Annotated in this window: 22 protein-coding genes; 14 read left to right on the forward strand and 8 right to left on the reverse strand. The window is 43.2% G+C overall.

The window, feature by feature from the left end; translation table 11 throughout:
• Positions 1 to 18: 18 nt before the first annotated feature.
• The 5 genes from nrdR to ACSLUR_RS15935 all read left to right on the forward strand — a co-directional run bounded on the left by nrdR (position 19) and on the right by ACSLUR_RS15935 (position 6,113).
• The gene (nrdR, locus tag ACSLUR_RS15915) at positions 19 to 474 is read left to right on the forward strand and encodes a transcriptional regulator NrdR (RefSeq protein WP_116001126.1); all 456 of its coding nucleotides are present in this window, start codon (positions 19 to 21) and stop codon (positions 472 to 474) included.
• Positions 475 to 548: 74 nt separating this feature from the next.
• The gene (gene ribD, locus ACSLUR_RS15920; RefSeq protein ID WP_448556189.1) at positions 549 to 1,673 is read left to right on the forward strand and encodes a bifunctional diaminohydroxyphosphoribosylaminopyrimidine deaminase/5-amino-6-(5-phosphoribosylamino)uracil reductase RibD; all 1,125 of its coding nucleotides are present in this window, start codon (positions 549 to 551) and stop codon (positions 1,671 to 1,673) included.
• A 57-nt stretch (positions 1,674 to 1,730) separates the two neighbouring features.
• Complete coding sequence (locus tag ACSLUR_RS15925) at positions 1,731 to 2,387, forward strand: riboflavin synthase (RefSeq protein ID WP_116001124.1); 657 nt, start codon at positions 1,731 to 1,733, stop codon at positions 2,385 to 2,387.
• Between the two features lie 24 nt (positions 2,388 to 2,411).
• Positions 2,412 to 3,521, forward strand: coding sequence for a bifunctional 3,4-dihydroxy-2-butanone-4-phosphate synthase/GTP cyclohydrolase II (gene ribBA, locus ACSLUR_RS15930; protein ID WP_116001123.1), 1,110 nt, complete (start codon positions 2,412 to 2,414; stop codon positions 3,519 to 3,521).
• Between the two features lie 558 nt (positions 3,522 to 4,079).
• Positions 4,080 to 6,113 carry a methyl-accepting chemotaxis protein gene (locus ACSLUR_RS15935; protein WP_448556192.1) on the forward strand — a complete coding sequence of 678 codons (2,034 nt, stop codon included), beginning with the start codon at positions 4,080 to 4,082 and terminating at the stop codon, positions 6,111 to 6,113.
• Between the two features lie 99 nt (positions 6,114 to 6,212).
• Here the strand turns inward: ACSLUR_RS15935 and dxs are convergent, their stop codons facing one another.
• The 3 genes from dxs to xseB are packed head-to-tail and all read right to left on the reverse strand — an operon-like array spanning position 6,213 to position 9,244.
• Positions 6,213 to 8,075, reverse strand: a complete 1,863-nt coding sequence (gene dxs, locus ACSLUR_RS15940) for a 1-deoxy-D-xylulose-5-phosphate synthase (protein WP_448556194.1) — start codon at positions 8,073 to 8,075, stop codon at positions 6,213 to 6,215.
• A 14-nt stretch (positions 8,076 to 8,089) separates the two neighbouring features.
• Positions 8,090 to 8,980 (reverse strand): (2E,6E)-farnesyl diphosphate synthase, encoded by an 891-nt coding sequence (gene ispA / locus ACSLUR_RS15945; RefSeq protein WP_448556196.1) that lies wholly within the window; start codon positions 8,978 to 8,980, stop codon positions 8,090 to 8,092.
• A gap of 18 nt (positions 8,981 to 8,998) precedes the next feature.
• Positions 8,999 to 9,244, reverse strand: coding sequence for an exodeoxyribonuclease VII small subunit (gene xseB, locus ACSLUR_RS15950; RefSeq protein WP_448556198.1), 246 nt, complete (start codon positions 9,242 to 9,244; stop codon positions 8,999 to 9,001).
• Positions 9,245 to 9,586: 342 nt separating this feature from the next.
• Here xseB and pomA point away from each other — a divergent pair, with 342 nt between their 5' ends.
• The 4 genes from pomA to thiI all read left to right on the forward strand — a co-directional run bounded on the left by pomA (position 9,587) and on the right by thiI (position 13,687).
• Positions 9,587 to 10,351, forward strand: coding sequence for a flagellar motor protein PomA (pomA, locus tag ACSLUR_RS15955; RefSeq protein ID WP_448556200.1), 765 nt, complete (start codon positions 9,587 to 9,589; stop codon positions 10,349 to 10,351).
• Positions 10,352 to 10,362: 11 nt separating this feature from the next.
• On the forward strand, positions 10,363 to 11,322 hold the full coding sequence (locus ACSLUR_RS15960; RefSeq protein WP_448556202.1) for a flagellar motor protein MotB: 960 nt from the start codon (positions 10,363 to 10,365) through the stop codon (positions 11,320 to 11,322).
• Between the two features lie 210 nt (positions 11,323 to 11,532).
• On the forward strand, positions 11,533 to 12,120 hold the full coding sequence (locus ACSLUR_RS15965; RefSeq protein WP_448556204.1) for a cytochrome b: 588 nt from the start codon (positions 11,533 to 11,535) through the stop codon (positions 12,118 to 12,120).
• A gap of 112 nt (positions 12,121 to 12,232) precedes the next feature.
• Positions 12,233 to 13,687, forward strand: a complete 1,455-nt coding sequence (thiI, locus tag ACSLUR_RS15970) for a tRNA uracil 4-sulfurtransferase ThiI (protein ID WP_116017374.1) — start codon at positions 12,233 to 12,235, stop codon at positions 13,685 to 13,687.
• A gap of 148 nt (positions 13,688 to 13,835) precedes the next feature.
• Here the strand turns inward: thiI and ACSLUR_RS15975 are convergent, their stop codons facing one another.
• Positions 13,836 to 14,867 (reverse strand): ketopantoate reductase family protein, encoded by a 1,032-nt coding sequence (locus ACSLUR_RS15975; RefSeq protein WP_448556207.1) that lies wholly within the window; start codon positions 14,865 to 14,867, stop codon positions 13,836 to 13,838.
• The gene (locus ACSLUR_RS15980; RefSeq protein WP_448556209.1) at positions 14,864 to 15,253 is read right to left on the reverse strand and encodes a VanZ family protein; all 390 of its coding nucleotides are present in this window, start codon (positions 15,251 to 15,253) and stop codon (positions 14,864 to 14,866) included. Before ACSLUR_RS15980 ends, ACSLUR_RS15975 begins: the two co-directional genes overlap by 4 nt.
• 205 nt (positions 15,254 to 15,458) lie before the next feature.
• On the opposite strand from ACSLUR_RS15980, the gene ACSLUR_RS15985 reads away from it, so the two are divergent.
• Both ACSLUR_RS15985 and ACSLUR_RS15990 read left to right on the forward strand, forming a co-directional pair.
• Positions 15,459 to 15,941, forward strand: a complete 483-nt coding sequence (locus tag ACSLUR_RS15985) for a YajQ family cyclic di-GMP-binding protein (RefSeq protein ID WP_116001113.1) — start codon at positions 15,459 to 15,461, stop codon at positions 15,939 to 15,941.
• 257 nt (positions 15,942 to 16,198) lie between these two features.
• Positions 16,199 to 17,548: a sodium-dependent transporter gene (locus ACSLUR_RS15990; protein WP_448556211.1), complete on the forward strand. Its 1,350-nt coding sequence runs from the start codon at positions 16,199 to 16,201 to the stop codon at positions 17,546 to 17,548.
• 257 nt (positions 17,549 to 17,805) lie between these two features.
• On the opposite strand, the gene ACSLUR_RS15995 is transcribed toward ACSLUR_RS15990, so the two are convergent.
• Both ACSLUR_RS15995 and ACSLUR_RS16000 read right to left on the reverse strand, forming a co-directional pair.
• Positions 17,806 to 18,507, reverse strand: a complete 702-nt coding sequence (locus ACSLUR_RS15995) for a TIGR01621 family pseudouridine synthase (protein ID WP_448556213.1) — start codon at positions 18,505 to 18,507, stop codon at positions 17,806 to 17,808.
• Positions 18,507 to 19,865 carry a Na+/H+ antiporter NhaC family protein gene (locus tag ACSLUR_RS16000; protein WP_448556215.1) on the reverse strand — a complete coding sequence of 453 codons (1,359 nt, stop codon included), beginning with the start codon at positions 19,863 to 19,865 and terminating at the stop codon, positions 18,507 to 18,509. Before ACSLUR_RS16000 ends, ACSLUR_RS15995 begins: the two co-directional genes overlap by 1 nt.
• 190 nt (positions 19,866 to 20,055) lie before the next feature.
• Between ACSLUR_RS16000 and gshA the strand changes: the two genes are divergently transcribed.
• From gshA to ACSLUR_RS16015, 3 genes are all read left to right on the forward strand, one after another.
• A complete protein-coding gene (gene gshA / locus ACSLUR_RS16005) occupies positions 20,056 to 21,627 on the forward strand; it encodes a glutamate--cysteine ligase (protein ID WP_448556217.1) in 1,572 nt (523 codons plus the stop codon).
• A gap of 908 nt (positions 21,628 to 22,535) precedes the next feature.
• Entirely contained in the window at positions 22,536 to 23,156 is a 621-nt protein-coding gene (locus tag ACSLUR_RS16010) for a transglycosylase SLT domain-containing protein (RefSeq protein WP_116001108.1), read from the forward strand.
• 146 nt (positions 23,157 to 23,302) lie between these two features.
• Positions 23,303 to 24,877 carry a DEAD/DEAH box helicase gene (locus ACSLUR_RS16015; protein ID WP_448556220.1) on the forward strand — a complete coding sequence of 525 codons (1,575 nt, stop codon included), beginning with the start codon at positions 23,303 to 23,305 and terminating at the stop codon, positions 24,875 to 24,877.
• Positions 24,878 to 24,984: 107 nt separating this feature from the next.
• On the opposite strand, the gene cobA is transcribed toward ACSLUR_RS16015, so the two are convergent.
• Positions 24,985 to 25,788, reverse strand: coding sequence for a uroporphyrinogen-III C-methyltransferase (cobA, locus tag ACSLUR_RS16020; RefSeq protein WP_448556222.1), 804 nt, complete (start codon positions 25,786 to 25,788; stop codon positions 24,985 to 24,987).
• Between the last annotated feature and the right edge of the window lie 81 nt (positions 25,789 to 25,869).

A 25,869-nucleotide genomic window follows, 5' to 3' on the forward strand; every position in this document is an offset into this window, starting at 1 on the left:
AACCTATCGAGCGATTTCATGTATTGTCCTTTTTGCTCTGCAACTGATACTAAAGTGATCGATTCACGACTTGTGGCTGATGGTCACCAAATCAGACGTCGTCGCGAATGTAGCGAGTGTCATGAGCGTTTTACCACTTTTGAAACTGCCGAATTGGTGATGCCGCGTATTATTAAACGCGATGGCTCAAGAGAGCCGTTTAACGAAGACAAAATGCGCAGCGGTTTGCAACGTGCACTGGAAAAGCGACCTGTTAGCATCGAAAAAATTGAGCTGTCGGTAAATAAGGTTAAATCGCAATTGCGTGCAACCGGTGAGCGCGAGCTAGACTCAGAAATGCTAGGTAACTTAATTATGGAGCAGCTTAAAGAACTCGACAAAGTTGCTTATATTCGCTTTGCCTCGGTATATCGTTCATTTGAAGATATCAAAGAGTTCGGTGAAGAGATTGCTCGTCTGGGCGATGAGAAGTAACAAAACACCAAGCAGAATATCTAAGTTTTTTAGGTGTATTTTAAAGTTTAAGTTAGGTTTGATTGAGAACAACGTTGACACAATTTAGCAACCAAGATCATCAATATATGGCACTAGCCATAAAGCTGGCAAAACAAGGGCATTACACCACTTCACCTAACCCTCGTGTTGGTTGTGTCATTGTTAAACACGGTCAAATTGTTGGCCAAGGTGCGCATCTAAAAGCTGGTACGCCACATGCTGAAGTTCATGCATTGCGTGAAGCAGGTGAGCAGGCACGTGGTGCCACAGCATATGTCACATTGGAACCTTGCTCACACTTTGGCCGCACACCACCTTGTGCACAGGCCTTGATTGATAATGGCTTGGCAAAAGTGATTGCCGCCAACGTTGACCCTAATCCGCAAGTTGCCGGTCGTGGCCTTGATATGCTCGCAGGCGCAGGTATTGAAACTGCCTATGGTTTACTTGCTAATGAAGCCGAGCAGCTCAATCAAGGCTTTCTTAAATTGATGCGCACCCAAATGCCTTATGTTCGTTGTAAACTTGCAGCCAGCTTGGACGGTCAAACGGCAATGGCATCCGGTGAAAGTCAGTGGATTACCTCTCCAGAAGCACGTAAAGACGTACAACGTTTGCGCGCGCAAAGCTGTGCTGTGCTGACGGGTGCTGACTCTGTGTTAATGGATGGTGCGAAAATGACCGTGCGACATCAAGAGCTTGGCTCACTTGCCAGCGATTATCCTGCAGAGGCTTTACGTCAGCCAGTGCGAGTAGTGATTGATGGTCAGCAGCGTTTAACACCAGACTTGCCGATGTTCGAATCTCCTCATCCCTTAATTTTACTGCGAACTAAGGTTGAAAATGAGCAAGACTGGCCGCATTTTGTCAGCCAAGTAGCGATAAAAGAACATGATGGAAAAATTGATTTAGCGGCGGCGTTGGCTTATCTCGGCACGCTTGGCTTAAACGATATTTTACTTGAGTCGGGTCAGCGCTTAGCTGGTGCGTTTATCGAACAAAACTTGGTAGATGAATTAATCTTGTATCAAGCGCCCAAATTGATGGGGGCTGATGGCAAAGGCTTATGCGCAATGCCAAGTATTACAAAACTTAAGCAAGCAAAGGCGCTTAATATTCGTGATGTCACTATGGTTGGCACAGATATTAAAGTGACCGCGCAATTTACTAGTCGTTAAGCTTTGTCAAAGCTAAGCGCGGTAAGTCATTGAGCTTATAACGTAAAGAGAAAAGATATGTTTACCGGAATTATTGAAGCTGTGGGCACCATCGCAGCGATTCAAATGAACCAGCAAGGGGCTGCGATTACCGTTAATGTCGGTAAATTAGACATGGCTGATGTCAAATTAGGCGACTCAATAGCCACCAATGGTATATGCCTAACGGTCGTGCACTATAGCGATAGCAGCTTTACCGCAGATGTTTCAAACGAAACCTTAAAGCGCACCGGCTTTGCGAATTATCAAGTAGGCCAAAAGGTTAACTTGGAAAAAGCCATGCTACCAACAACGCGCTTTGGCGGTCATATGGTCTCAGGCCATGTTGATGCGGTAGCAGAAGTAACGTCGATTACACAATCAGGTAATAGCTGGGATTATTGGATTACGATGGCGGCGGATATCGCCCCTTATATCGCGGAAAAGGGGTCTATTACCATTGATGGCGTAAGCTTAACGGTTAATAGCCTTGCCAGTGACCAATTCCGCTTAACGATTGTGCCACACACAGCGCAAGAAACTATCATTGCTGACTACCAAGTCGGCACTAAGCTCAATATTGAAGTTGATGTGGTTGCTCGTTATATCGAGCGTTTATTAACAAAATCCCATCAGCCAACCACTTCCTCTGGTGTTAGTCATGACTTACTAGCACGCAGTGGCTTTATTAAGTAACGAAAGGCTAAACAAGAGGCAGCTATGCAATTAAATACGCCACAAGAAATTATTGATGACATCAAGCTCGGTAAAATGGTGATCTTGATGGATGATGAAGATCGCGAAAATGAGGGTGACTTCATTATGGCTGCCGAGTTGGTAACGCCAGAAGCGATTAACTTTATGGCTACTCACGGTCGTGGTTTGATTTGTTTACCTATGTCGGCTGAGCGTTGTCAAAAGCTTAAGTTACCTTTGATGGTAGAAAAAAATGACGCACAGTTTACCACTAACTTTACCGTATCAATTGAAGCTGCTGAGGGTGTAACAACGGGTATTTCAGCAGCGGATCGCGCAACCACGATTTTAGCGGCGGTGGCAAAAGATGCCGACCAAAACTCTATTGTGCAACCGGGCCACATTTTCCCGTTGATTGCTAAAGACGGTGGCGTGTTAAATCGTGCTGGCCATACCGAAGCAGGTGTTGATTTAGCGCGCTTAGCAGGCTTAGAGCCAGCAGCGGTGATTGTTGAAATTTTGAATGAAGACGGCACCATGGCGCGTCGTCCTGATTTAGAAAAAATCGCAGAAAAGCACGGTATTAAAATGGGCACCATTGCCGACTTAATTGAATACCGCAATGCTAATGAAACCACGATTGAGCGTATTTCACAGTGTAAGCTGCCAACCGCTTTTGGTGATTTTGATCTAACGGTATTCAAAGACACCATTGATGGCCAAACACATTTCGCACTGACCAAAGGTGAAATCAAAGCTGAAGAGCCGACCTTAGTTCGTGTGCACTTGGAAAACACTTTCCGCGATCTATTATTTAGCCAGCGCGATAGCATCAATAAGTGGCCAATTGGCAAAGCGTTAGAGCGCATTGCTGAAGAAGGTGGCGTATTGGTGTTACTGGGTAAGCACGAGTCACCGCAAAGCTTAATTGAGCAAGTTGAAAAATACGCCAAGCTTGATGCTGGCGAGACTATCAAAGAAGTGAAGCGCCATATTGGTTCGCGTAACGTTGGTGTCGGTTCGCAAATTTTAGCTAACTTAGGTGTTAGCAAGATGCGTTTATTGAGTTCACAAACCAAATACCACTCACTGTCGGGCTTTGGTTTAGAAGTAGTTGAGTATCTTGCAGAGTAAGTTAGATAAGATTTAACCAATTTATACCAACTTGATTAATTATTTAGTCTCTCAGAATGACATAAGCAGTATTAGAACAAACGAAATGTATGACGATATAGTTGTTCTACATCAAGTGAATTTTGTGCAGTTATCATGCTGCTTATGCATTCCCAAGGGCGAGTTTTAAAGGCTCATATACTGCGTTATGGCGTTTGACAAGGGAATAACCATTCTCTACACGCCAAGCCTTGTCTATGAGCCTTTAAATTCTCGCTGAGTGATCAAATAATTATTCAAGTTGGTATTAAAAGCTACTGATGTCAGTAGCTTTTTTTATGCCTACACGTTTAATTAATGATATAAGCCTAAACGTCTGACACAACCGCTAACAAGATAACGACATAGTTTCGCTCAAAAAACTTTCATTTTATCTTTTCATTTACCTGTATCGCTGTTTTAATAACCGTGTCTGATATAAAAAATAAGCTAATAAATTCAGCTACATAATAATGTAATTTGAATAGCAGTAATTCAGCAAAAAAATAATAAATACAGATATTACAAGTAGGTGTTCATATGAATGTAAAGGTTGCCCATAAGATCATTCTTGGCTTCGTTGTCATACTTTTACTGCTCATCTTTGCTAGTGTCAGCTCCATTGGCATTCTCGCCGATATCGAGCAGGCGACTAAAGAAGTTGACAGTATTGCGATACCCGTGCAAAAACAAAGTACTGGGCTGCAAATCGGCTTGCTAAAACAAGCTAAGCAAGCTTCCCAAATTACCACCGTAGATAGCGAGCAGCAGCTTTCAATTCTTAAATCAGGCTTTGGCAATCAAGGCGTCAGGCTTAGCGAAGCAAAGCAAAACCTCGATCGATTATCATTACCTACTGCGCTAGCCCAGCAGCTAAGCGCCTTTGAGCAAGAGCAGTCACTATTCGCACAAACAGTGACGAATATGTTTAGCTTTCAGTCTAAATCACTTTCTCTAGCCCAGTCACTCACAAGTGTTGAGCAACAGGTTGGTGCTAATCTTAATGAAGCGGGAGCTTTGCTCGTTGACTTAACGTATTTGGAAGATGATAAAGAGCAAGCAATTGTCGACCGGATTATCGGCTCTGCTGGGCAAATAGAGGGTTATGTAATCAACCTTGCCGATGCCGCTAATAGTGTACTTAGTATCAATGATTTAGAGGAGCTAAATCAAAGCCAAGAGCTAATCGAACAGTCTTTATTGAATATTAAAGATTTAGTCGGCTATTTGGTTAGGCAAGGCGAAGACTATGACACGCAAGGGCTTATTGAGCAGTTTGTCAGTGAGTTTGAACAGGCGAATGACAAGCTCACCAATGAACGTAGTTTGTTTGTTATCAAGCGTGAACAATTGGAAAACAGAGCAAACCTAATACAGGCTGCTAATCGCTCTGAACAGCAAATAGAACAAGCGCTCGCGACCATAGATAAACTGCTTGAACAAGTTGATTCTAACTTATCGAATTTACAGCAAAATGTTTTTGACGATGTTGATAATGGCCAAGCACTAACCTTAATTATTTTGGCGGTTATTATGCTTGTCAGTGTCACCATCGCAATTTTGACAATTCGTGCGATGATCAAGCCGCTCTTTCATATCAATGAAGTGTTGAATCGTATTGCTCAGGGGGATCTGACTAAGCAGTTGGATGTGGTTAGTGAGGATGAATACGGTCAGCTATCGAAAAACGTCAACTCTGTGGTATCACACTTAAAAACCCTAATTGATGATATTGGGCAAAATGCTAATGCACTGGCGCAAGCGGCTAATCGCTCACAAACTGAGTTACAAGCGGTAGCTACCTCACTAGATTCTCAGCAATCAACGGTTGATGAAGTTAATCATAATACCCTGTCGCTCAGTGAACATGCGGACGAAGTATTGGCTAAGTCAACCGATGCTGAAAATCAGATGACTGAGGCTTTAAATCGCAGTAATGAACTTGAACAGCGTGCTAATAGCACGGCAGGTAAGATTAATGATTTGACGATGTTGCTGCAAAATACCGCTGGCAAAGTCAGCTTGTTGAATCAAGAAGCAACCAATATCAGTAGTATTTTAGAAACCATCCAAAGTATTGCTGATCAAACTAACCTATTGGCGCTTAATGCTGCAATTGAAGCTGCACGTGCTGGTGAAGCAGGTCGAGGCTTCTCAGTGGTTGCCGATGAGGTACGTATGCTTGCCAGTCGTACACAAGAATCAACCTCTGAAATTAATGCCATGATTGATTCGCTACAGGCACAAACGAGCAGTGTTGTAGAGGAGATTGAGCAAGGGAAAAACAACGCAACCCGTTGTCAGACAGACACTGAGTTACTGTTAGAAACACTGACGACGATAAGCCAAGCGATTTCACAAATGCATTCAATGAGTATTGATATTTCAAGTGCAGCACAACAGCAGAATAACTTGAGTAGTGAAATCAACGACAGTATTTCGCAAGTAGCCTTAGTGAGTCAGCAAAGTAGTGAAAAATCGACAGTAACTCTTGGCTACAGTGAAGAGGTCGCAAAACTTGCTCAATCGCTAGAAAGCGCGGTTGATGCTTTTAATGTTAGAACAGGTACCTAGGCTAATATTAACTGAATTGAAGATCATGGACTGAAAAACCAAAAAAGCCGCAATAGCGGCTTTTTTGGTTTTTAGGCATAGAAGTTTGAGTCGTAGAGACTAACCAATAAACGCGTTAACTTTATCGATAATACCCTGACAATCTAAGCCTAACTCTTGGTGAATTTCTTCTTGCGTACCGTGTTTAATGAAAACATCTGGTAAGCCAATATTAAGCACTTTTATTGCACGCCCTTGGCTTAATAAATACTCATTTACCGCAGAGCCTGCGCCACCGGCAATGGCATTATCTTCAACCGTTACAATCACATCGTGATTGTCGGCAAGTTCATTGATAAGTGTTTCATCAATTGGTTTAACAAAGCGCATATCAGCTAAGCTTGCATCAAGTGCTTCGGCAGCTTGTGAGGCTTCGCCCAACACCGTACCAAAGTTCAAAATCGCAATTTTTTCACCTTGGCGCTTTTTCACGCCTTTGCCTAGTGTGATGGTTTCATCAAGCGTCGGCAATTCAGCGCCCGTGCCACTGCCACGTGGATAGCGCACTGCTGCTGGGCCATTATGCAGGTGGCCTGTGGTTAACATCAACTGACACTCGCGTTCGTCAGACGGTGTCATAATCACCATATTTGGAATGCAGCGCATAAAGCTTAAGTCGAACGCACCTTGGTGTGTAGGGCCGTCAGCGCCGACAATACCAGCACGGTCAATTGCAAATAAAACTGGTAAGTTTTGAATGGCAATATCGTGAATCAGCTGATCATAACCGCGTTGCAAGAAGCTTGAGTAAATTGCGACAACGGCATTTTGGCCGCCAATGGCAAGACCTGCTGCGTAGGTCACGGCATGCTGTTCGGCAATGGCAACATCGAAATATTGATCAGGGAAACGCTGGCTAAATTCAACCATACCCGAGCCTTCGCGCATCGCTGGCGTAATTGCCATTAACTTGCTATCGCGCTCGGCCATGCCACATAGCCAGTCACCAAAAATCTTAGAATAAGTTGGTAAGCTTGGTTTGCTTTTCGGCAGTGACGTTTCAGCAGGGTTAAATTTAGGTACCGCGTGGTACTTAATCGGGTCTTGCTCTGCTGCTTGGTAGCCTTTACCTTTCTTGGTTGCGATATGCAAAATTTGCGGCCCTTTCAGGTTGCGCATATTGCGAATGGTATCAACTAAGCCATTAACGTCGTGGCCGTCAATTGGCCCTATGTAGTTAAAGCCCAATTCTTCAAAGAAAGTGCTAGGTACTACCATGCCTTTGAGGTGTTCTTCTGCACGACTGGCTAATTCTTTGATCGGCGGAATGTTGTTTAGTAAGCGTTTACTACCTTCTCTAAAGCCCGTAAATAAACTACCCGAAAGTAGTTTGGCTAAATGATTATTTAACGCCCCCACGTTTTCCGAAATTGACATCTCGTTGTCATTTAAGATGACTAACATATCTTTGTTGATGTCACCGCCGTGGTTTAATGCTTCAAAAGCCATACCTGCTGTCATCGCACCGTCACCAATAACGGCAACTACTTTGCGATCTTTGGCTTCTTTTTCGGCAGCAACGGCTAAACCTAGTGCCGCAGAAATTGACGTACTTGAGTGACCGACACTCAGCACATCGTATTCACTTTCTTCGCGCCACGGGAACGGGTGTAAGCCGTCTTTTTGACGAATCGTGTGTAGTTGGTCGCGACGACCCGTTAGAATTTTGTGTGGGTAGGCTTGGTGGCCAACATCCCAAATTAGGTGATCAAACGGCGTGCGATAAACATAATGCAGTGCAACCGTTAGCTCGATTGTGCCTAAACCAGAGGCGAAATGGCCGCTGCTTTTACTGACAGAGTTTAATAAATAGCTTCGTAACTCATCACTGACTTTAGTTAACTGATCTTGGCTCAGTAAACGCAAATCGTCAGGGGAATTGATCGTTGATAATAAAGGATAATCAGCTAGATTAATGGTCATAGTCTTATTAGTAATTAATGAGTACGGCGAACAATAAAGGTCGCAAAGTCTGCCAAAGTGTCGGTATTGTAGGGCAAAGTAGCTAAAGCTTGAAGCGATTCTTGGTATAGCGTTTCTGCTTTTTGTTGAGCATTTGCTAAGCCAAGTAGTGCTGGGTAAGTTGATTTATTGGCTTCAATATCTGAGCCTTTAGGCTTACCAAGCTGCTCTTGTGTCGATGTAATATCGATAATATCGTCCTGCACTTGATAAGCCAGCCCAATGAGCTCGGCAAATGTTGCCAGCGTCGTTTTTTGCTCATCAGTAACTTGTGGTGCACATTCTGAGGCCATCGTAACCGAGGCTTTTAATAATGCGCCGGTTTTGAGTCTGTGAATGGTTTCAAGCTCGTTCAATGAAACATGCTTATCGGTTGCACTTAAATCCAGTGCTTGGCCACCACACATGCCTTGGTAACCCGCCGCGGCAACTAGTTGCTGTAACAGCATTGGCATTTTTTGTTGACCAAAGTCTGAAAACGGGTGATTGGCAAGAAAATCAAACGCCAGTGTTTGCAAGCTATCGCCGGCCAAAATAGCTGTTGCTTCGTCAAAAGCCTTGTGACAAGTTGGTTGGCCGCGTCGTAGATCATCGTCGTCCATTGCTGGTAAATCATCGTGTAATAATGAATACGCATGAATGCACTCTAAGGCGCAGGCAATGCCGTCTAAATCTTCAAGTTTGGCACCTAAAGCTAGACCTGTGGTATAGACCAAATATGGACGCATGCGTTTACCGCCGATTAACAGGCCATAGCGCATCGCTTCTAATAGCTTAGTGTCATTAACGGGTAAACTATCAAGTTTGTTGGCAAGTAACTGGTTAACGCGTGCTTGATATTCACTAAGTTGAGGTAAAGTCGTCAAAATCTTTATCGCCTTAAACTAAGCGTTATCGTCTTGTTCAAAGTTCGTTAAAGTACCTTGACCATTTTGATTAATCAGCATTTGCACTTTTTGCTCTGCGCCTTGCAGTTTTTGCTGACTTAATTGACTAAGCTTTAAGCCGCGTTCAAAAATCGCCATTGACTCTTCTAAACTTAATTCACCCTGTTCTAATTGTTGAACAATAGTGTCAAGTTCGCCAAGCGCCTCTTCGAACGATAGATTTTCCAGTTTCTTCTTTGCCATTTCTATACCACGGATAGCCCGTTTTTGATGATAAACAAGTGATGACCAAACGTACTCTCTGCCTGTTTAATAAGCATCGCTTCGATTGGTTAAGGTTAGTTTAGCATTGCAACCTAGTAATAAGGCGCAAAGGTACATGAGCGGCGCGTCTAGGTCAATCAATGGCACATATTCGCCCGCTTATAGTAACGATAGCTGAACTGAATCAAAAACAAGTTAAGTTATTGACCTTGCGGGCGATACTATCTGTGTAACAGGCTGTAATACAGGTCGCGATTCATTTATTGATAATGTATTATCAGCAGAGTTCTGCTCGTTAAAGACACACATTAGGAGGCATTTGTGGATTTAGCTACGCTAATTGGGATGTTAGGCGCAATTGGTTTCATCGTGATGGCGATGATTTTAGGTGGCGACATTTCAATGTTTGTCGATACCCAATCAATTCTTATCGTATTCTGTGGTTCAATTTTCGTTGTCTTATCGAATTACAACCTTGGCCAGTTTTTTACCATTGGTAAGATCATTGGCAAGGCATTTATGTTCAAGCTGGAAAAGCCAGAAGAGTTGATTGAAAAGTCTGTTGAAATGGCGGACGCAGCGCGAAAAGGCGGTTTTTTAGCCCTGGAAGAGGCCGAGATATCTAATGCCTTTATGCAAAAAGGTGTCGACATGCTGGTTGATGGTCACGATGCCGACGTGGTGCGTGCCACCATGCAAAAAGACATCGCACTAACAACTGAGCGTCATGATACTGGCGTTGGCATGCTAGGCGCACTTGCTGAAGTTGCACCAGCGATGGGGATGATTGGTACCTTGATTGGTCTGGTTGCGATGTTATCTAACATGGATGACCCTAAGGCGATTGGTCCCGCGATGGCGGTTGCACTATTAACGACGTTGTACGGTGCTTTCTTAGCAAACGTTATTGCCATTCCAATTTCGAACAAGTTATCGCTTCGAATGGCAGAAGAAAAGTTAAACCAAGAGCTTATCTTAGATGCGGTTTTGGGGATTCAAGACGGCCAAAACCCACGTGTTATTGAAGGTCTGCTGAAAAACTATTTAGCAGAAAGTAAGCGAAAAATAGACACCACTGAAGAGTAGTGAGGTAAGCCATGTCATCTCCACCTCCTGAGTGTAAGTGCCCGCCCGCAGGTCTACCTGCGTGGATGGGAACTTTCGCGGATTTGATGTCACTGTTAATGTGCTTTTTCGTTTTGCTATTGAGCTTCTCGGAAATGGACGTATTGAAGTTCAAGCAAATTGCTGGCTCGATGAAGTTTGCCTTCGGTGTGCAAAATAAAATTGAGGTGAAAGATATTCCTAAGGGAACCAGCATCATTGCGAAAGAGTTTCGCCCAGGTAAGCCTGAGCCAACGCCGATAGAAGTTATCCAGCAGCAAACCATGGAAATGACTCAACAAATGTTGGAATTCCAAGCGGGCGATGAAACTTCTGCGGGTGGTCGCCAAGAGCAACGCGGTACTGAACGTGGTGGTCAATCGCAAAGCACCGACACGCAAATGTCACAACAACAAATTGAGCAAGCTCAGCAACAACTGGAACAGGCGCAACAAGAGCAAGTGAATGAGCTCGTCAAGAAAATTGCCGAGCAGCTTGAACAACAAATTCAAGACGGTGCGATTGAACTGGAGTCACTAGGGCAACAAATCACCATACGTATTCGCGAAAATGGCTCGTTCCCTTCAGGCTCTGCATTTTTGCAGCCGAAGTTTAAGCCAATTATTCAAGAGATTGGTGTCTTGCTTAACAATGTACCGGGCGAGATCATGATTTCAGGTAATACCGATAACCAAGGTATTGATTCAGAGCTTTACCGCTCAAATTGGGATCTTTCTAGCCAACGTGCTGTGGCAATTGCTCATGAAATGGTGAAAGTGCCGAATTTTGATCCCACGCGATTACTTGTTGTGGGTCACGCTGACACGCGTCCGTTAGTGCCAAACACCAATGCCTTGAATCGCCGTCGCAATCGCCGAGTCGAGATTTCGATTAACCAAGGTAAAGCGAAAGTCACTGAACCTATTTCTATCAGTGAGAGCAGTGGCAATTAACGACTGATTCTCTAACAGAATTTAAGGTGCACCAAAAATGGCTGACTATACCTGTATAGTCGGCCATTTTTTTGCCTTTTTTCAGCTCACCTAGCTTAATGCATTGTCGATGTAAATAAAGGTAAATCTGCTATACGCCTAGCGCTTGGTTAGCATAGTCTAAACTCAATGTTTATTCGCTAATCAGACATAAATTACAGGACTAGCTTTATGATGTTAAAAAATTCATCAACCGACTATGGTTTCATTGCCAAGTGTTTTCACTGGGGAACGGCACTTTTATTTTTAGCATCTTATGTGAGTGTTTATTACCGCCAATGGTTTACCGAGGCTAAAACGCCGGAGAATTGGACCGCATTACAACTTCACCTATCAGTTGGTGTGTCGCTTGGGGTTATCGTTGTTTTGCGCATTATCTGGCGGGGGATGAATCAAGCTCCTGAATCTGAACCTGGCAGCAAACTAGAGCACTTGGCTGCCCACCTTGGTCATTATGCGCTGTATGCGGTCATGATTATTATGCCGCTGACCGGCTATTTAGGAACAGGTGTTAATACCGAATTCTTCTTATTTGATATACCAAAATTTGAAGATACATGGCTATTTACTGTCATCGTTCAGGATTTGATGGGACTGTCGTTTAAAGCTTTTGAAACTCCGATTGATTTTATCCATAAAGAGATATTCGGTGCTTGGTTGGTATGGCTACTAATTCTAGGTCATGTGTTAGCGGCGCTTTATCATCATTACGGTAAGGGCGATCGTACCCTTAAGAAAATGACATCAGGTAAGCCATAAGTTCTAAAGCGCTCACTTGAGAGTACTTACTTATCCCGTGAAGCTGACTAACGCGCATTTTCTTAGAAATAGTGTATAATGCGCGCCACTTTATCCAGCGCTGGGGGAATCAATGAAATTCATCGTTAAATTGCAGGCTGAAATCGCCGTTAAAAGTCGCTCTGTTCGTAAACGTTTTACTAAGATGCTTGAGTCAAATATCAAGAATGTTTTAAGACGTATAGACGAGCAAGTCACCACGCAACTTAACTGGGATAGCATTGAAATTAATACCAAAAATGACACTGCACAGAACCGTGCTGCGTTAGTTGAAACGCTAAAGTGTATTCCGGGTATTGCCTCGTTTTTAGAAGTTCAGCAAGACGAATTCACCGATTTGCATGACATCTACGAAAAAACCTTAGCGGTACATGCCAGCACAATTGAAAATAAAACCTTTTGTGTGCGAGTTAAACGCAGTGGTGAACACGACTTTAACTCGATTAAAGCAGAGCAATATATTGGCGGCGGCTTAAATCAAGCGGTTGAGTCAGCTAAGGTAAAATTGAAAAAGCCGGACGTCACGATTCGCCTTGAAATCAACAAGAGCAAGTTATTTATCGTGACTGAGCTTCACAAAGGTTTAGGCGGCTTCCCAATTGCAACACAAGAAGACGTGTTGTCGTTGATGTCAGGCGGCTTTGACTCTGGTGTTTCTAGTTACCAAATGATCAAAAAGGGCTCGCGTACTCACTTTTGTTTCTTCAACTTAGGTGGCAGTGCTCATGAAGTGGGTGTTAAGCAAGTGAGTCATTTCCTGTGGAATAAATTTGGCGCATCTCACCGCGTGAAATTTATTGCAGTTGACTTTGATCCAGTAGTGACTGAAATCTTAGAAAAAATAGACAATGGCCATATGGGCGTTGTACTTAAGCGCATGATGATGCGTGCTGGTTCAAAAGTCGCGGAAAAACTAGGTATTCAAGCACTGGTAACTGGTGAAGCGCTAGGTCAAGTCTCTAGCCAAACGTTGACTAACTTAAACGTTATTGATCGAGTTACAGAAACCCTTATTCTGCGCCCTTTAGCGGCTTACGATAAGCAAGATATTATTGATATTGCCCGCGCTATTGGCACTGAAGATTTTGCGAAAACCATTCCAGAGTACTGTGGTGTTATTTCCAAAAAGCCAACAGTAAAAGCGGTATTGGCGAAAGTTGAAGAAGAAGAAACTAAGTTTGACTTAAACATTATCGACCAAGTTGTTGAAAATGCCCGTGTATTTGATATTCGCGATATTGGTCAAGAAACCGAAGAAGAAGTACATGCCGTTAAAGAGCTAGCAGAAGTTGGTGAAAATACCGTAATTTTGGATATCCGCAGCCCAGAGGAAGAAGATGATAGCCCACTGGAGCTAGACGGTATTGAAGTTAAGCATATTCCATTCTTTAAGCTCGGTACTCAGTTTGGCGACCTGGACCAATCAAAAGAGTACTTGTTGTACTGTGATCGCGGTGTGATGAGTAAGCTACAAGCGCTATACCTGCACGATAATGGCTTTAGCAATGTGCACGTTTATCGCCCATAGACACGTTTATCGCCCATAGAAAAGTGGCCTAGTTAACCCCCTTTATTTAGGGCGGGTCAGCCAAAGCACAAAAAGCCGTGGTTAGCCTTTGCTAACCACGGCTTTTTTTATTTTACTGTTTCGCTAACAACTCATTGACGCTAGCAAATCACTGACTAGGTGCAGCACTCTTTAATAACGCATTCACCTGCTTAACTAATGCCGAGTTGCTCGGAACACTAATACCAGCCATTATCGCTAACTGACAAATGTAGCCATTAATGGCATTGATTTCGGTTGTTCGATCAGCGCGAACATCTGCTAATGTTGATGAAACATTGTTGGCGGTGGCTTGGGCAACCGCTAATGCTTGTTCAACAATAGTGTTCGCTTCAAGCGTAATGCCTTGGCTACTTGCAACTTCCGAGACCTCTTTCGCGATGGCCGATATCTGCGGCAAATATTGAGCTTGCGTAATTTCACCATTACACACATTGTTAAGCGCCGTTAATGGGTTAATCACGCAGTTAATCGCTAATTTTTGCCATTGCTTGGTTTTGATATCTGATTGCCAGTGGGCATTTGGGAGTGCGCATTTCAGTGCGTTAAACCAAGGTGCTGGTTCGTTTTGCACGAAAGCATGACGGCCCATATCAAAACTGCCCAAGCCGGTATGAATTACGTGGCTTTTTGTTGGTCGAAATGCGCCGTGGGTGGTTAGGCATGTATAGGTGTTATGTGTTGCCTTAGTCTTACCTGACAGCGCTTCGTATACTCCCATGCCGTTGTGCACTAATAAAACATCGGTTGTCGGTGCTAATTTATTGGCGATGTTATTAACGAGCTGTGCAGCATCGTAGGACTTTAAACACACAACAAGCAAGTCAGCATTGTTTAGTGTTTTGTCATCGGCTAGGTGGCAGTGATATTGGTAAGTTTGACCGTTGAAATGGCTAAAGCTGAGCTGTTTTTTTAGCTTAGGGACATTAGGGAAACTAGGAACATTAGCAAAACTAGAGGGCGTTGGAGAAGTAGGAAGAGAAGGTGCTCGGGTGACGAGCGACAAATTAACCGCCGAGCATTGGTTTAAATACCAACACCAAAGTGAGCCAATAGCGCCTTGTCCAGCCACCACAATGTTTAAATGCTTACACTTGTCAGTTGCTGGGTAGGAAGCTTTCATCTCAGGTGTTTTACTCATACTTTCATTTGGCTTTTGCTTTGGTTCTCAACACTCGAGGTATTGGCTGGGCCGTAAACTAACCATAACCATTTCAGTAACATAAAGAGTAAAATGCCAATTGTATCGCCAACAAAATCTTTGAATTCGCCATTTCTAAAACCTAAAGAGTATTGTGCAACTTCACTGAGTGCTGCATAGCCAATTAACGCTATGGTCAGTGGCCAAGCAGGTAGTTTGAATAAACTACTGAGTAGCCATGTCAGCACGAAAAAACCGATGGCATGACCTATCGTGTCGATTTGCGTGTTGCTCACGACAATGTCGCGTAATTCTGGTGAGAAAAAGAATGCGATACTGGTAAGTGCAAGTATGAGAAAAAATAGAATGTGATGGAGATTTTTCAAACTAAATTATTTCTTAACGTTGTTGTAAAACTGGGCTTCAATACTGCCTTTGTTGTTCTTAGTAGCTCTTAAACTGAGCCAGATAATTGGCAATTGCTCTAAAGCATCATCATATCATGGCAAAGGTAAGAAAAAACGGTTGAGTTAGTTAGAAATTCTTGGCTATTTTGATAAACTGGCGAAAAATTTTAGCGAAGGGCACACTATGCCGTCATTTGATATTGTTTCAGAAATTAATTTAGAAGAAGTGCGCAATGCCACGGAAAATTCAACACGTGAGTTGAGCACTCGTTTCGATTTTCGCGGAGTAGAGGCGAGCTTTGAATGGAAGTCGCCAGCAGTGGCAGTTAAAGCTGAAGGTGATTTTCAGGTTAAGCAAATGGTTGATATTTTGCGTAATCAACTGGTTAAACGACAAATCGACCCAAGAGCAATGCAAATCTCTGATCCTGAGTTTTCGGGCAAGAACTGTACGCAACGTGTTACTTTTCAAGAAGGCATTGAAAAAGACGTGGCTAAGAAAGTTGTTAAGTTGATTAAAGATAGCAAAATCAAAGTTCAAGCAGCTATTCAAGGCGAACAAGTACGCGTTACCGGTAAAAAGCGTGACGATTTGCAAGCGGTAATGCAGTTAGTACGTGAAGCAGAGTTAGACCAGCCATTCCAGTTTAACAACTTCCGCGACTAGTCAAAAATGTAAACAAAGAACGAGCGTTAAGCTCGTTTTTTGTTGCGCCCATTTACAGGTTTACATTGCTTTGAGTTACTACAACCTAGCTGCATGCTTACCTGTAAAGAAATTGATTGATCTTTGTGCACATTATTGTGCACAGTCTATTTAAGTTGTCAGTCAACTATTTTACGCCACTGGCTTGTCTTCGAGGGTCGGTTTTACGTAAATTATGTCGCTAACAACGTAAATATAATAATAAAAGTAGATAGTTTATGGCTGTTTCTAGAGGCGAGTTTAGCTCGCGCATCGGGTTTATTATGGCGGCCGCAGGCTCTGCGGTTGGTCTGGGTAACGTTTGGGGCTTTCCTACACAAACTGCGAGTAATGGTGGTGCAGCGTTCGTACTAGTGTATTTAGTGCTGGCGTTTTGTTTAGCATATCCCGCTTTCATGGCAGAAATATTAATTGGTCGCTATGGCCAAGCAAATGCCGTTACTAGCTTACAAAAAATGTCGAGTAAGGCTTGGCAAAAGCGCTTTGCGTTTATAGTTGGCTTTGGCGGTATTATCTGTGCCTCACTCATTTTGAGTTTTTACGGCATTTTAGCCGGCTGGATGATGTCGTTTGCCGTTGAATCTGCCGCTGAAATCGCCGGATTGCAATCTATCGCGTCTTGGGCGGTGAACGACTCCGTTGCCCGTAATGTCTTTTTCACCACCTTATTTATGTTTCTCACCGTGTTTATTATTCGCCGCGGTGTCGAGCAAGGCATCGAAAAATGGTCAAAGCGCTTAATGCCAATGATGATCGGCTTATTGATATTGCTGATTGGCTATGTCATGACCCTAGACGGTGCAATGCAAGGGTTAGAAGCTTATCTAAACCCTGATATCAGCCGTGTGTTAGAGCCGAACCTACTGGTTAGTGCTTTAGGTCAGGCGTTCTTCTCATTGTCACTTGGTACCTCGGTGATGGTGATTTACGGCTCCTATATTGCCAAGAAAGAAAACATGGTCACCATAGGGGCGCAAGTTACCCTGATTGATGTTTCTATTGCTTTCCTTGCTGGCTTGTTAATTATCCCTGCGATGTATGTCGCACAAGCACAAGGCGTGCAAATTTTTGCTGACGACGGTAGTTTAATTGCAGGGCCGACTTTAGTTTTTACCGTGTTACCTAGCCTGTTTGATGGTATGGGCAGTTTAGGTTTGTTTATTGGTTTAGCCTTCTTCTTGTTAATGTCAATTGCAGCGCTAACTTCCTCTATTTCAATGCTTGAAGGGCCAGTTTCTTATGCGGTTGAGCGCCATAATATCGATCGCAAGAAGGCAACAACCATCATTGGCTTGGTTATTTTACTCATAAGCTTCGGTATTATTTCTAATCTAGGTGTGATGTTAGGTTTTGTGGCGACCCTTTCAACAGAATATGGTCAGCCAATTATTGCCATGCTTTGCTGTGTGTTTGCTGGCTGGATCTGGCAACGTAGCTCACTATTAGCAGAAATAAAGCAAGGCAATGAAACGGTTGAAGACAGCTTGTTCTGGAAAGTCTGGCCGTGGTATACCAAGTTTGTTTGCCCTGTGGCAATTGGTGGCGTGTTTGTTCATAGCTTGCTCTAATAGGTATCAAACAAAAATGGCAGTCAATTGACTGCCATTTTTATTTAACCTCAGGTTTGGATAAGAAATAGTGAATAACAAATCAATTCAAATACTGATGTTGGCTTTTATCTTCTTGCGAGAAATTTTTGCTGATATCAAGGCAAATTTGCGCGTCAATAGCTGGTCTATTGCAAGTAAATTTAACGCTGGTAGCAGTAAAAATAGCCGCTAGAAGCACATTAGTTATCCAGAGCTGAGGTTATTTAGCAAAGTTTCTAGCACTTAGGCCAAGCCTGTTGCCATGGTGGCGAAATACTCGAAAGCCATGCTAACGCCTCAGCAGACTGAAAATGTTTTCCAAAAGTCGGTTCTTGAAGGTATTCAAAGACTTTATCTTGGTAAGTAAAGCGCAGCGCGTAGGCGTGTAGATAACCGCGATCGGCAACAAATTTTTCTGAACTAGGATTACCATACAAAGTATCTCCTAGTATGGGCGCACCATTACTGCTTAGTGCAACGCGAATCTGATGAGTCTTGCCACTGTGTGGTTTAAGCAAATAAGCGCGCAGGCCAGCAACTAAACTGGTGCTAAAAAACTGAGTAATCGCCGGATTGTCCATAGTACGCATTAACTTCCACATACCACGGCGGCTTTTCGTCATATCGCCTTTGATTAGCCCTTGCTTTTTTTTCGGCTTTTTATCGCTTAACGCAATGTAATACTTATCAATTTGATGTTTACGAAAAAGCTGCTCAAAGGTACGCGCTGCAGCAAGGTTTTTGGCAAAGATAACTAAGCCTGAAGTTAGCTTATCTAGTCGATGAACCGGGTAAAGCTCAGTCAGTTCAAGCTGGCTTTTTACTTGTGAAAATAAGCCTGCGCCAAGCTCACCCTCATCGTGAAAGTTAACGTTTGGCGCTTTGTTTACTAACACAAAATCTGGTTGCTCATCGACCAGTTCAAAACCACAAGCCATTAAAAACTAAGACCAATCAAGATGTAGATCACTATCGTTAACATGGCGCCAAATAAAGCGTAAGGAAGTTGGGTTTTTACGTGTTCGTAATGATCACAGCCGCTGGCAATAGAAGCAACCACTGTGGTGTCTGAAATTGGCGAAGAATGATCACCAAAAATACCGCCACCTAGCACAGCCGCAACAAGGAAAGACACGGGCAGCCCAGTTTGCATGGCAATTGGTACGGCAATTGGGATCAAGATTGCAAAGGTACCCCATGAGGTCCCGGTGGCAAATGCCATTACCGCAGCAACTAAAAAGATAATTGGTGCAATTAAAAATAGTGGCACTTCCACCTGCATTAATTCACTAACATAAGTGCCAGTACCAAGCGCTTTAATGACATCACCAAAGGCGAACGACAATACTAAAATCATGACCACAGGTGCCATATACCAAAGCCCATTAACGAATATTTTAGCCATTGCTTGCACACTAAGCAGGCGGTAATAGCTGATCATGCCAATCACTAACACGCAGCTACTAACGATGGCACAAAACACTGAGAATGAGCCAGAGCCGCGACGCATGTCGCCGTCACCCGTGATAAATAACAAGGTTAAAGTAATTGCTAGTAGTGCAATTAATGGCACCCACATCACGCGTGCAGGGCCAATTTTTGTGTCGCCTGACTCATTTGGTGTGTTCACTAAGCTTGTTGCGCTTGCCAGAGGGCCAAAAGCTTTACCTGAATAAGCGGTGTAATAAGCCAGAGCAACGGCAATAATGGCATAAAAGTTATAGCCTATTGTGCCAATTAGTACGCTAACTGGGTCGTCAAAACTAAAACCATCTAGCAAGCCAAGAACATAAGCGCCCCAGCCATTAATTAAGAACAAAATGCTTATCGGGGCGCAAGTAGAGTCGAGCAAATAAGCTAAGCGAGCGCGGCTTAGTTTATGGCGATCGAATAACTGTTGGCTTGCCATGCCGGCTGTAAACATACTCAGATTTGTGTCGGTGAAAATGCTGGAACCGATCAGTGTCGGCAACATGCTGGCTTGGCGCTTGGTTTTAACCAGTTTTAACTTAGCTAAGTGTTCAATAAAGCCATTAACTGCACCAGCTTCACTGAGCAGCTTTACCATAGCGCCAATTAATAAACTGAAACAAATAATATAAACATTACCCGTTGACGAAAACACGTCAGCAAAGCCGGAAATCGCACCTGATGCGCCACTCAACGGTTGCCAGTTCGCAACCATTAAATGACTAAGTAGTACACCAACGAGCAGTGCCATTAAGGCATTGCGTCGCCAAACGGCAATTAAAATAGCGACAAATGGAGGAAGTAAACTGAGAGCGGAGTCTTGCATAAAGTGTTCTTTAAATTGGGCTGTTTATACGAAATACTAATAATGGATGTTATTTTCGCACCCATTGACACTGGGCGCATCTTTTTATTTTGTAACTTTTGGTAAAGTTTACTAGCTAGCGTATTGAATTATCATCAATTACCCTTACATTGTAAGCAATTCGAATTATACGCTAGGCGGCGGAGCCATTTTGATCTCATCTCTTAATCAGTATTTACAAGCCTTATCAGCCGATGAACATTTAGCTGCCGTTTCAGGAATCAAGCGTGGTGTTGAGCGCGAAGCTTTGCGGGTGGTAAGTGAGGGAAGGCTATCAACTCAGCCTCATCGCGAAAATTTAGGATCTGCACTAACACATCCATACATTACGACTGACTATTCAGAAACTTTACTTGAGTTTATTACGCCGGTAAGTGATTCAGCAGAGCAAACCATTGCTCAGCTGGAAGATATTCAAAAATATGCCTACGAAAATATTGATGGTGAGTTGTTATGGCCATTAAGTATGCCTTGCTTTGTTGAAGACGATGACCAAATTCCGCTAGCGCAATACGGCAGCTCTAACGTTGGCCGTATGAAAACCGTATATCGCCAAGGGCTGAAAAACCGCTATGGCAGCATGATGCAGGTAATCGCGGGCATTCATTTTAATTTTTCTTTTTCTGAAGACTTTTGGCGTGCTATTCAGCAAATAGATGGTGATACACGAGATTTACAAACCTTTGTTTCAGAGCGTTACTTTGCTCTTATTCGCAATTACAAACGACTGTGCTGGTTAATTCCTTACTTGTTTGGCAGTTCACCAATACTGTGTAGTTCGTTCTTGCAAGACAAGCCGCATCAATTGCCATTCAAACGCTCTAAAACGGGGTATTTGTATTTAGAGCATGCCACGTCGCTGCGCATGAGCGATTTAGGCTACACTAACAGCGCACAATCAGCGCTGAATATTTGCTACAACAATTTAACGTCATATGTTGAAGGGGTTAAAGAAGCAATTTCATTGGCTTCAGATGATTTCGATAAAATTGGCGTTAAGGTAGATGGCGAATATCGCCAACTAAACAGCAATGTGTTGCAAATTGAAAATGAACTTTATGCACCTATTCGACCTAAACGCGTGGCCGAGTCAGGTGAAAAGCCTTCAGAAGCATTGCAGCGTCGCGGTGTTGAATATATTGAAGTGCGTGCGTTAGATGTTAACCCATTCTCCGCAACGGGCATTAGCCTTGAGCAAATGCGTTTCCTCGATGTGTTTTTAACCTACTGTGCGCTAGCACCTAGCCCAGAGATGACTGCTGAGCTACAAAAACGCTATGAGCACAATATGGATAAAGTGGTGCTACGCGGCCGCGAACCTGAGTTAAAGCTTAACGATGACAATCAATGTAAAACCATCCCAGAGTGGGGCGGTGAGCTATTTGAAGAGTTTATGCAAGTGGCTAAGCTGTTAGATAAGGCCTACGGTGCAAACGATTATCAAGTAGTGACGAGTAACGAGTTTGCCAAAGTAAAAGATGCGAGCTTAACGCCTTCTGCGAAGTTAGTGGATATGGTGGTCAATCAAGAAGCGAAATACACAGCACTGGCATTAGGTAAAGCGAGTGAATACCGCGAACAGCAAATGGCTAATGGCTATCAAACATTTGATCAGGCGATGTTAGCGCAAGCGGCAAAACAATCTCACCTTGATCAGAAAGCGATTGAAGAAAGCGATACGCTAGACTTTGATAGCTTCTTAGCTGACTATTTCAAAGCATAATGCGAGCTAGGGTTACCTCTAGCTCTTTTTTCGATAATGCAAATACACTTACCACAATTAGTGTTGCGAATCGTTAGGCACTGATCAGAAAAATATCAGACGAAAGTATCAGACAAAAAAAAGCGCGTTAGGGCAACGCGCTACTAAAATATGAAAGCAGTCCAGGGAGGTTTTGCTCTCAAACACTTCGACCAGTAGCAACCCATTTAGTTCAAAAAATGTTCAATATATTTCTGTTATATTTCTCTAATCGCTAACTTATTCTCTGAATCTAATAGCAAGTCATTGTTCTTATTTGACTTTTCTCTAACAACTCTCTAGCTTTTCAAAAACTCTCAAATTTCAGACAAAAAAAATGCGTTTACTGGTAAAAATCAGTTAAACGCATCAAATCTCATGAAACACTAAGGGAAAATAAGTCTCTCAATTAATAGGACAGGGTATTGCGCTAAAAGTTCACAAAGTTTTGACTTTTTCGTTAAACAATAAGAATTGTCGAAAGCTGAGATAAAAGCAGAGATAAATAACAGGCAAAAAAAACGCGTTTACACTGTTATCAGGTAAACGCGCTCAAAAGCATAAAAACACTAAGGGAGTAATTCTCTCACTTTGTTTGAGTCATGCTTGATAGTAAAGTTCAATTAAATTGAAAAAATTTTAAGAAAAGTAAAAGTGAGATGTGTGGCTAAGTTTTGAATAGTGATTTGGGCAGCAAATTCAGGGCAAAAAAAACGCGCTATGCTTAAAAAGAATAGCGCGATGAATATCCAAAAGGGGAATATAACAAAAGTCTCTCGTTTAGTAAGAGTGATGTAAAAACAAAAAGTTCCAAGAAAGGTAAGATTTTTTTTTAATGCTCTGGCATCATAACCATACCAAGTCGCTTACTTTTTCAATTTAGTTGTTTTATGCGTAAAACTAAGCTGTTTCTGATTAGCTTGCTCAGCACAATATTACTTGCTGGCTGTGCAACGCCTCCTCCAAAAAATCCTGAAAATATCTGTGAAATCTTTCGCGAGCACCGTGATTGGTATTTTGCTGCAAAAGATGCACGCGAGCGCTGGGGCGTTCCTATTCATGTGCCAATGGCGATGATGTATCAAGAAAGCTCGTTTAGGCATGATGCGCTGCCACCGCGTGATTACTTGCTTGGTTTTATTCCGTGGGGGCGCGTAAGTAGTGCCTACGGCTACTCTCAGGCTAAGACGATGACATGGGATGACTACATTCGCGAAACCGATAACTCGGGTGCCGATCGCGATGACTTTGATGATGCAATTGATTTTATGGGCTGGTTTATTTTTAAAACGCAAAAAATCAATAAAGTATCAAAATGGGATGCCTACAATCAGTACTTGAACTATCACGAAGGCTGGGGCGGCTTTAAACGTAAAACATACAAGAAAAAACCTTGGTTGGTGAAGGTGTCGCGTAAGGTAGACAACCGTGCTCGCCGCTACTCAAGCCAATTAAAAAGCTGTGAAGAAGAATTAGATCATGGCTGGTTATGGCGATTATTCTTTGGTTAAATCGTCAGCTATAACTAATAGGCATAGACAAACAATTTTTAACGTTTAATTAATAAGCGCGGCAGCTGTGAATATGATAGACTGCCGCGCTTTTTTATTATCTGCTGTCAAGAAATCTTTCGGGGTGGCTTGCGTTAAGGAATTCTATGTCGTTTTCAGCATTAGGCTTATTACCTGAATTAGTTCAAGCGGTAACTGAGCAAGGCTATCAAACACCTTCTCCCATTCAAGCGAAAGCGATCCCTGCGATTCTTACTGGCCGCGATATCATGGCGGCCGCGCAAACAGGCACAGGTAAAACTGCGGGCTTTACCTTGCCCATTTTGCATCAGCTAGCAAGCAACAAATCACGTTCGTCTGCGAACCAAGTAAAAGTTTTAGTATTAACGCCGACGCGCGAGCTAGCGGCGCAGGTTGCAGATAATGTGTCGCGTTATAGCCAACATTTAAATATTCGCAGTGACGTAGTTTTTGGCGGCGTCAAAATTAACCCACAAATGATGCGCTTGCGCGCTGGGGTTGAAGTGCTGACCGCAACGCCTGGCCGTTTGTTAGATTTATATCAGCAAAATGCTGTTAAATTTGATGAACTTGAAGCGGTCGTGCTTGATGAAGCTGATCGCATGCTCGACATGGGTTTTATTCGCGATATCAAAAAAATACTGGCGTTACTACCTAAGCAGCGCCAAAGCTTGCTATTTTCAGCGACTTTCTCACCAGAAATTCGCGAGTTAGCGAAAACCTTAGTAAAGCAGCCGGTCGAGATTTCGGTTGCCCAAGAGAACACGACTGCTGCCACCATTGAACATTGGCTAGTAGCAGTTGATAAAAAGAAGAAGCCTGCCTTACTAGATAAACTGATTACCGGTCAACAGTGGTCACAAGTCTTGGTTTTTACCCGTACTAAACACGGAGCTAACCGTTTAACTCGTTACCTTGACGGTCAAGGCCATAAAGCATTGGCAATCCACGGCAATAAAAGCCAAGGTGCACGCACCAAAGCACTTGCGCAGTTTAAAGACAAAACTATTCAAGTGTTAGTGGCAACTGATATTGCTGCCCGTGGTATTGATATTAGTCAGCTGCCAGTAGTGGTCAACTTTGAGCTGCCTAATGTGCAGGAAGACTACGTTCATCGTATCGGCCGAACGGGTCGCGCGGGTGTTGACGGTGAAGCGATTTCATTGGTTGCAGCAGATGAATATAAGCAATTAGTTGATATCGAACACGTTATTCAGCAGCACATTCCGAGAAAAGAAGTTGATGGTTTTACGCCTGCCAATCCATTAGATGAATCACGCCCGATTCGACCACTAAAGAAAAAGAAACCGAAAAAGCCGAAAAAAGCTAAATCCCCTGAAGCTATTCACAAGCCTAATGCTAAAGCTGGTAAGCACACTCAAGGCAATGCCAGTGAAGCAGGCAAAGAGCAAAAATCGCAGAAGCGAAGCGACACCAAGCCTAAGCACGGCAGTAACTCTAGTAAGGGCAGAAAGCCAAATGCAAAAAGTGCTGATGACAGGCATAAAAGTGGCAGTAGCAAGAATTCAGAAACTCGCTCAAATAAGCGAGGAGGTAAATCAAGCTCTGCTTCGTCAGGCAAGCAGGGCAGTGGCGCTCGTAGTGGCACTAAAGCAAACACCCCATACGCGAGTAGTCCACAAGTCAAGAAGCCTAAGCCACGTAAAGTGAACAATGCGAAAAATACTGGTAGTAACTAAAGCAGCGAATACTATTTGATATCTATACTAATCCCAAAAGAGCGACTTACTGTCGCTCTTTTTGATTGTGCTATAGCCGTTTTATTTGAGTTAAGAGTGAATTGGTATTAATTGTTACTTGGTAAAAGGTAACCTAAATTAGCAAGTTGTGCTTGTTCAAAGGTGGTTACCACATCGCCGATAATAATCAATGATGGTGGTTTAATATGGTGCTCTGCGACGAGGGCTTCAATATTTTCCAAAGTGCCTTTCACTAATTTCTGCGCTTGTGTGGTGCCGCGTTCAATTAACGCGACAGGGGTTGATAGTGGTCGTCCTGCTTTCTCTAACTGCTGCACTATCGTACCGAGTGTTTTTACGCCCATGTAAAAAACAATGGTTTGCTGCTGATCTTGCAGTGATGACCAGGGTAAATCTAAGCTACCATCATTTTGGACATGGCCAGTAATTAAGGTGCACGCGCGTGACACTTGGCGGTGAGTCAATGGAATTCCAGCATAAGCCGCGCAAGAAGATGCTGCTGTCATACCTGGCACAATATGGCAGGCCACGCCTTGGCTGAGTGCGTATTGCGCTTCTTCGCCACCACGGCCAAAGACGAGTGGGTCGCCACCTTTTAAGCGGACTACTCGTTTACCTAACTTAGCTTGTTCAACAATAATTTCATTAATGCGCGTTTGCGGTACTTTATGCTCAGCTTGCTTCTTACCCACATAAATTTTTTCACAGCCTTCGGGTAACAGCGCCATTATTTCATCACTGACCAATCGATCGTAAATCGCGACTTCTGCCTGAGTAATAAAACGATAGGCTTGCAGGGTTAGCAAGTCAGGATCGCCAGGGCCGGCACCGACTAAGGCAGCTTCTCCTGCGGTAAAAGCTTGTTTATTGGGATTGAAGTTTTTTGGCATAACGACACTGGCCTACTACTGATGTGCTGAATTATGTTCCATTCTAACACCCCTTATAACACTATCCATATTAAAAGATGG

The organism is Thalassotalea montiporae (assembly GCF_053485855.1).

Excerpts from the sequence above, each read along its gene's own strand:
- cobA (WP_448556222.1), bottom strand. The coding sequence starts at position 25,788 with ATGCCAAAAAACTTCAATCCCAATAAACAAGCTTTTACCGCAGGAGAA.
- nrdR (WP_116001126.1), top strand. The coding sequence starts at position 19 with ATGTATTGTCCTTTTTGCTCTGCAACTGATACTAAAGTGATCGATTCA.
- ACSLUR_RS15965 (WP_448556204.1), top strand. The coding sequence starts at position 11,533 with ATGATGTTAAAAAATTCATCAACCGACTATGGTTTCATTGCCAAGTGT.
- ACSLUR_RS16010 (WP_116001108.1), top strand. The coding sequence starts at position 22,536 with ATGCGTAAAACTAAGCTGTTTCTGATTAGCTTGCTCAGCACAATATTA.
- ACSLUR_RS15985 (WP_116001113.1), top strand. The coding sequence starts at position 15,459 with ATGCCGTCATTTGATATTGTTTCAGAAATTAATTTAGAAGAAGTGCGC.
- xseB (WP_448556198.1), bottom strand. The coding sequence starts at position 9,244 with ATGGCAAAGAAGAAACTGGAAAATCTATCGTTCGAAGAGGCGCTTGGC.
- ACSLUR_RS15975 (WP_448556207.1), bottom strand. The coding sequence starts at position 14,867 with ATGAGTAAAACACCTGAGATGAAAGCTTCCTACCCAGCAACTGACAAG.
- ACSLUR_RS15995 (WP_448556213.1), bottom strand. The coding sequence starts at position 18,507 with ATGGCTTGTGGTTTTGAACTGGTCGATGAGCAACCAGATTTTGTGTTA.
- ribBA (WP_116001123.1), top strand. The coding sequence starts at position 2,412 with ATGCAATTAAATACGCCACAAGAAATTATTGATGACATCAAGCTCGGT.
- ACSLUR_RS16015 (WP_448556220.1), top strand. The coding sequence starts at position 23,303 with ATGTCGTTTTCAGCATTAGGCTTATTACCTGAATTAGTTCAAGCGGTA.
- ACSLUR_RS15935 (WP_448556192.1), top strand. The coding sequence starts at position 4,080 with ATGAATGTAAAGGTTGCCCATAAGATCATTCTTGGCTTCGTTGTCATA.
- ACSLUR_RS15990 (WP_448556211.1), top strand. The coding sequence starts at position 16,199 with ATGGCTGTTTCTAGAGGCGAGTTTAGCTCGCGCATCGGGTTTATTATG.
- ACSLUR_RS16000 (WP_448556215.1), bottom strand. The coding sequence starts at position 19,865 with ATGCAAGACTCCGCTCTCAGTTTACTTCCTCCATTTGTCGCTATTTTA.
- ACSLUR_RS15960 (WP_448556202.1), top strand. The coding sequence starts at position 10,363 with ATGTCATCTCCACCTCCTGAGTGTAAGTGCCCGCCCGCAGGTCTACCT.
- dxs (WP_448556194.1), bottom strand. The coding sequence starts at position 8,075 with ATGACCATTAATCTAGCTGATTATCCTTTATTATCAACGATCAATTCC.
- thiI (WP_116017374.1), top strand. The coding sequence starts at position 12,233 with ATGAAATTCATCGTTAAATTGCAGGCTGAAATCGCCGTTAAAAGTCGC.
- ACSLUR_RS15925 (WP_116001124.1), top strand. The coding sequence starts at position 1,731 with ATGTTTACCGGAATTATTGAAGCTGTGGGCACCATCGCAGCGATTCAA.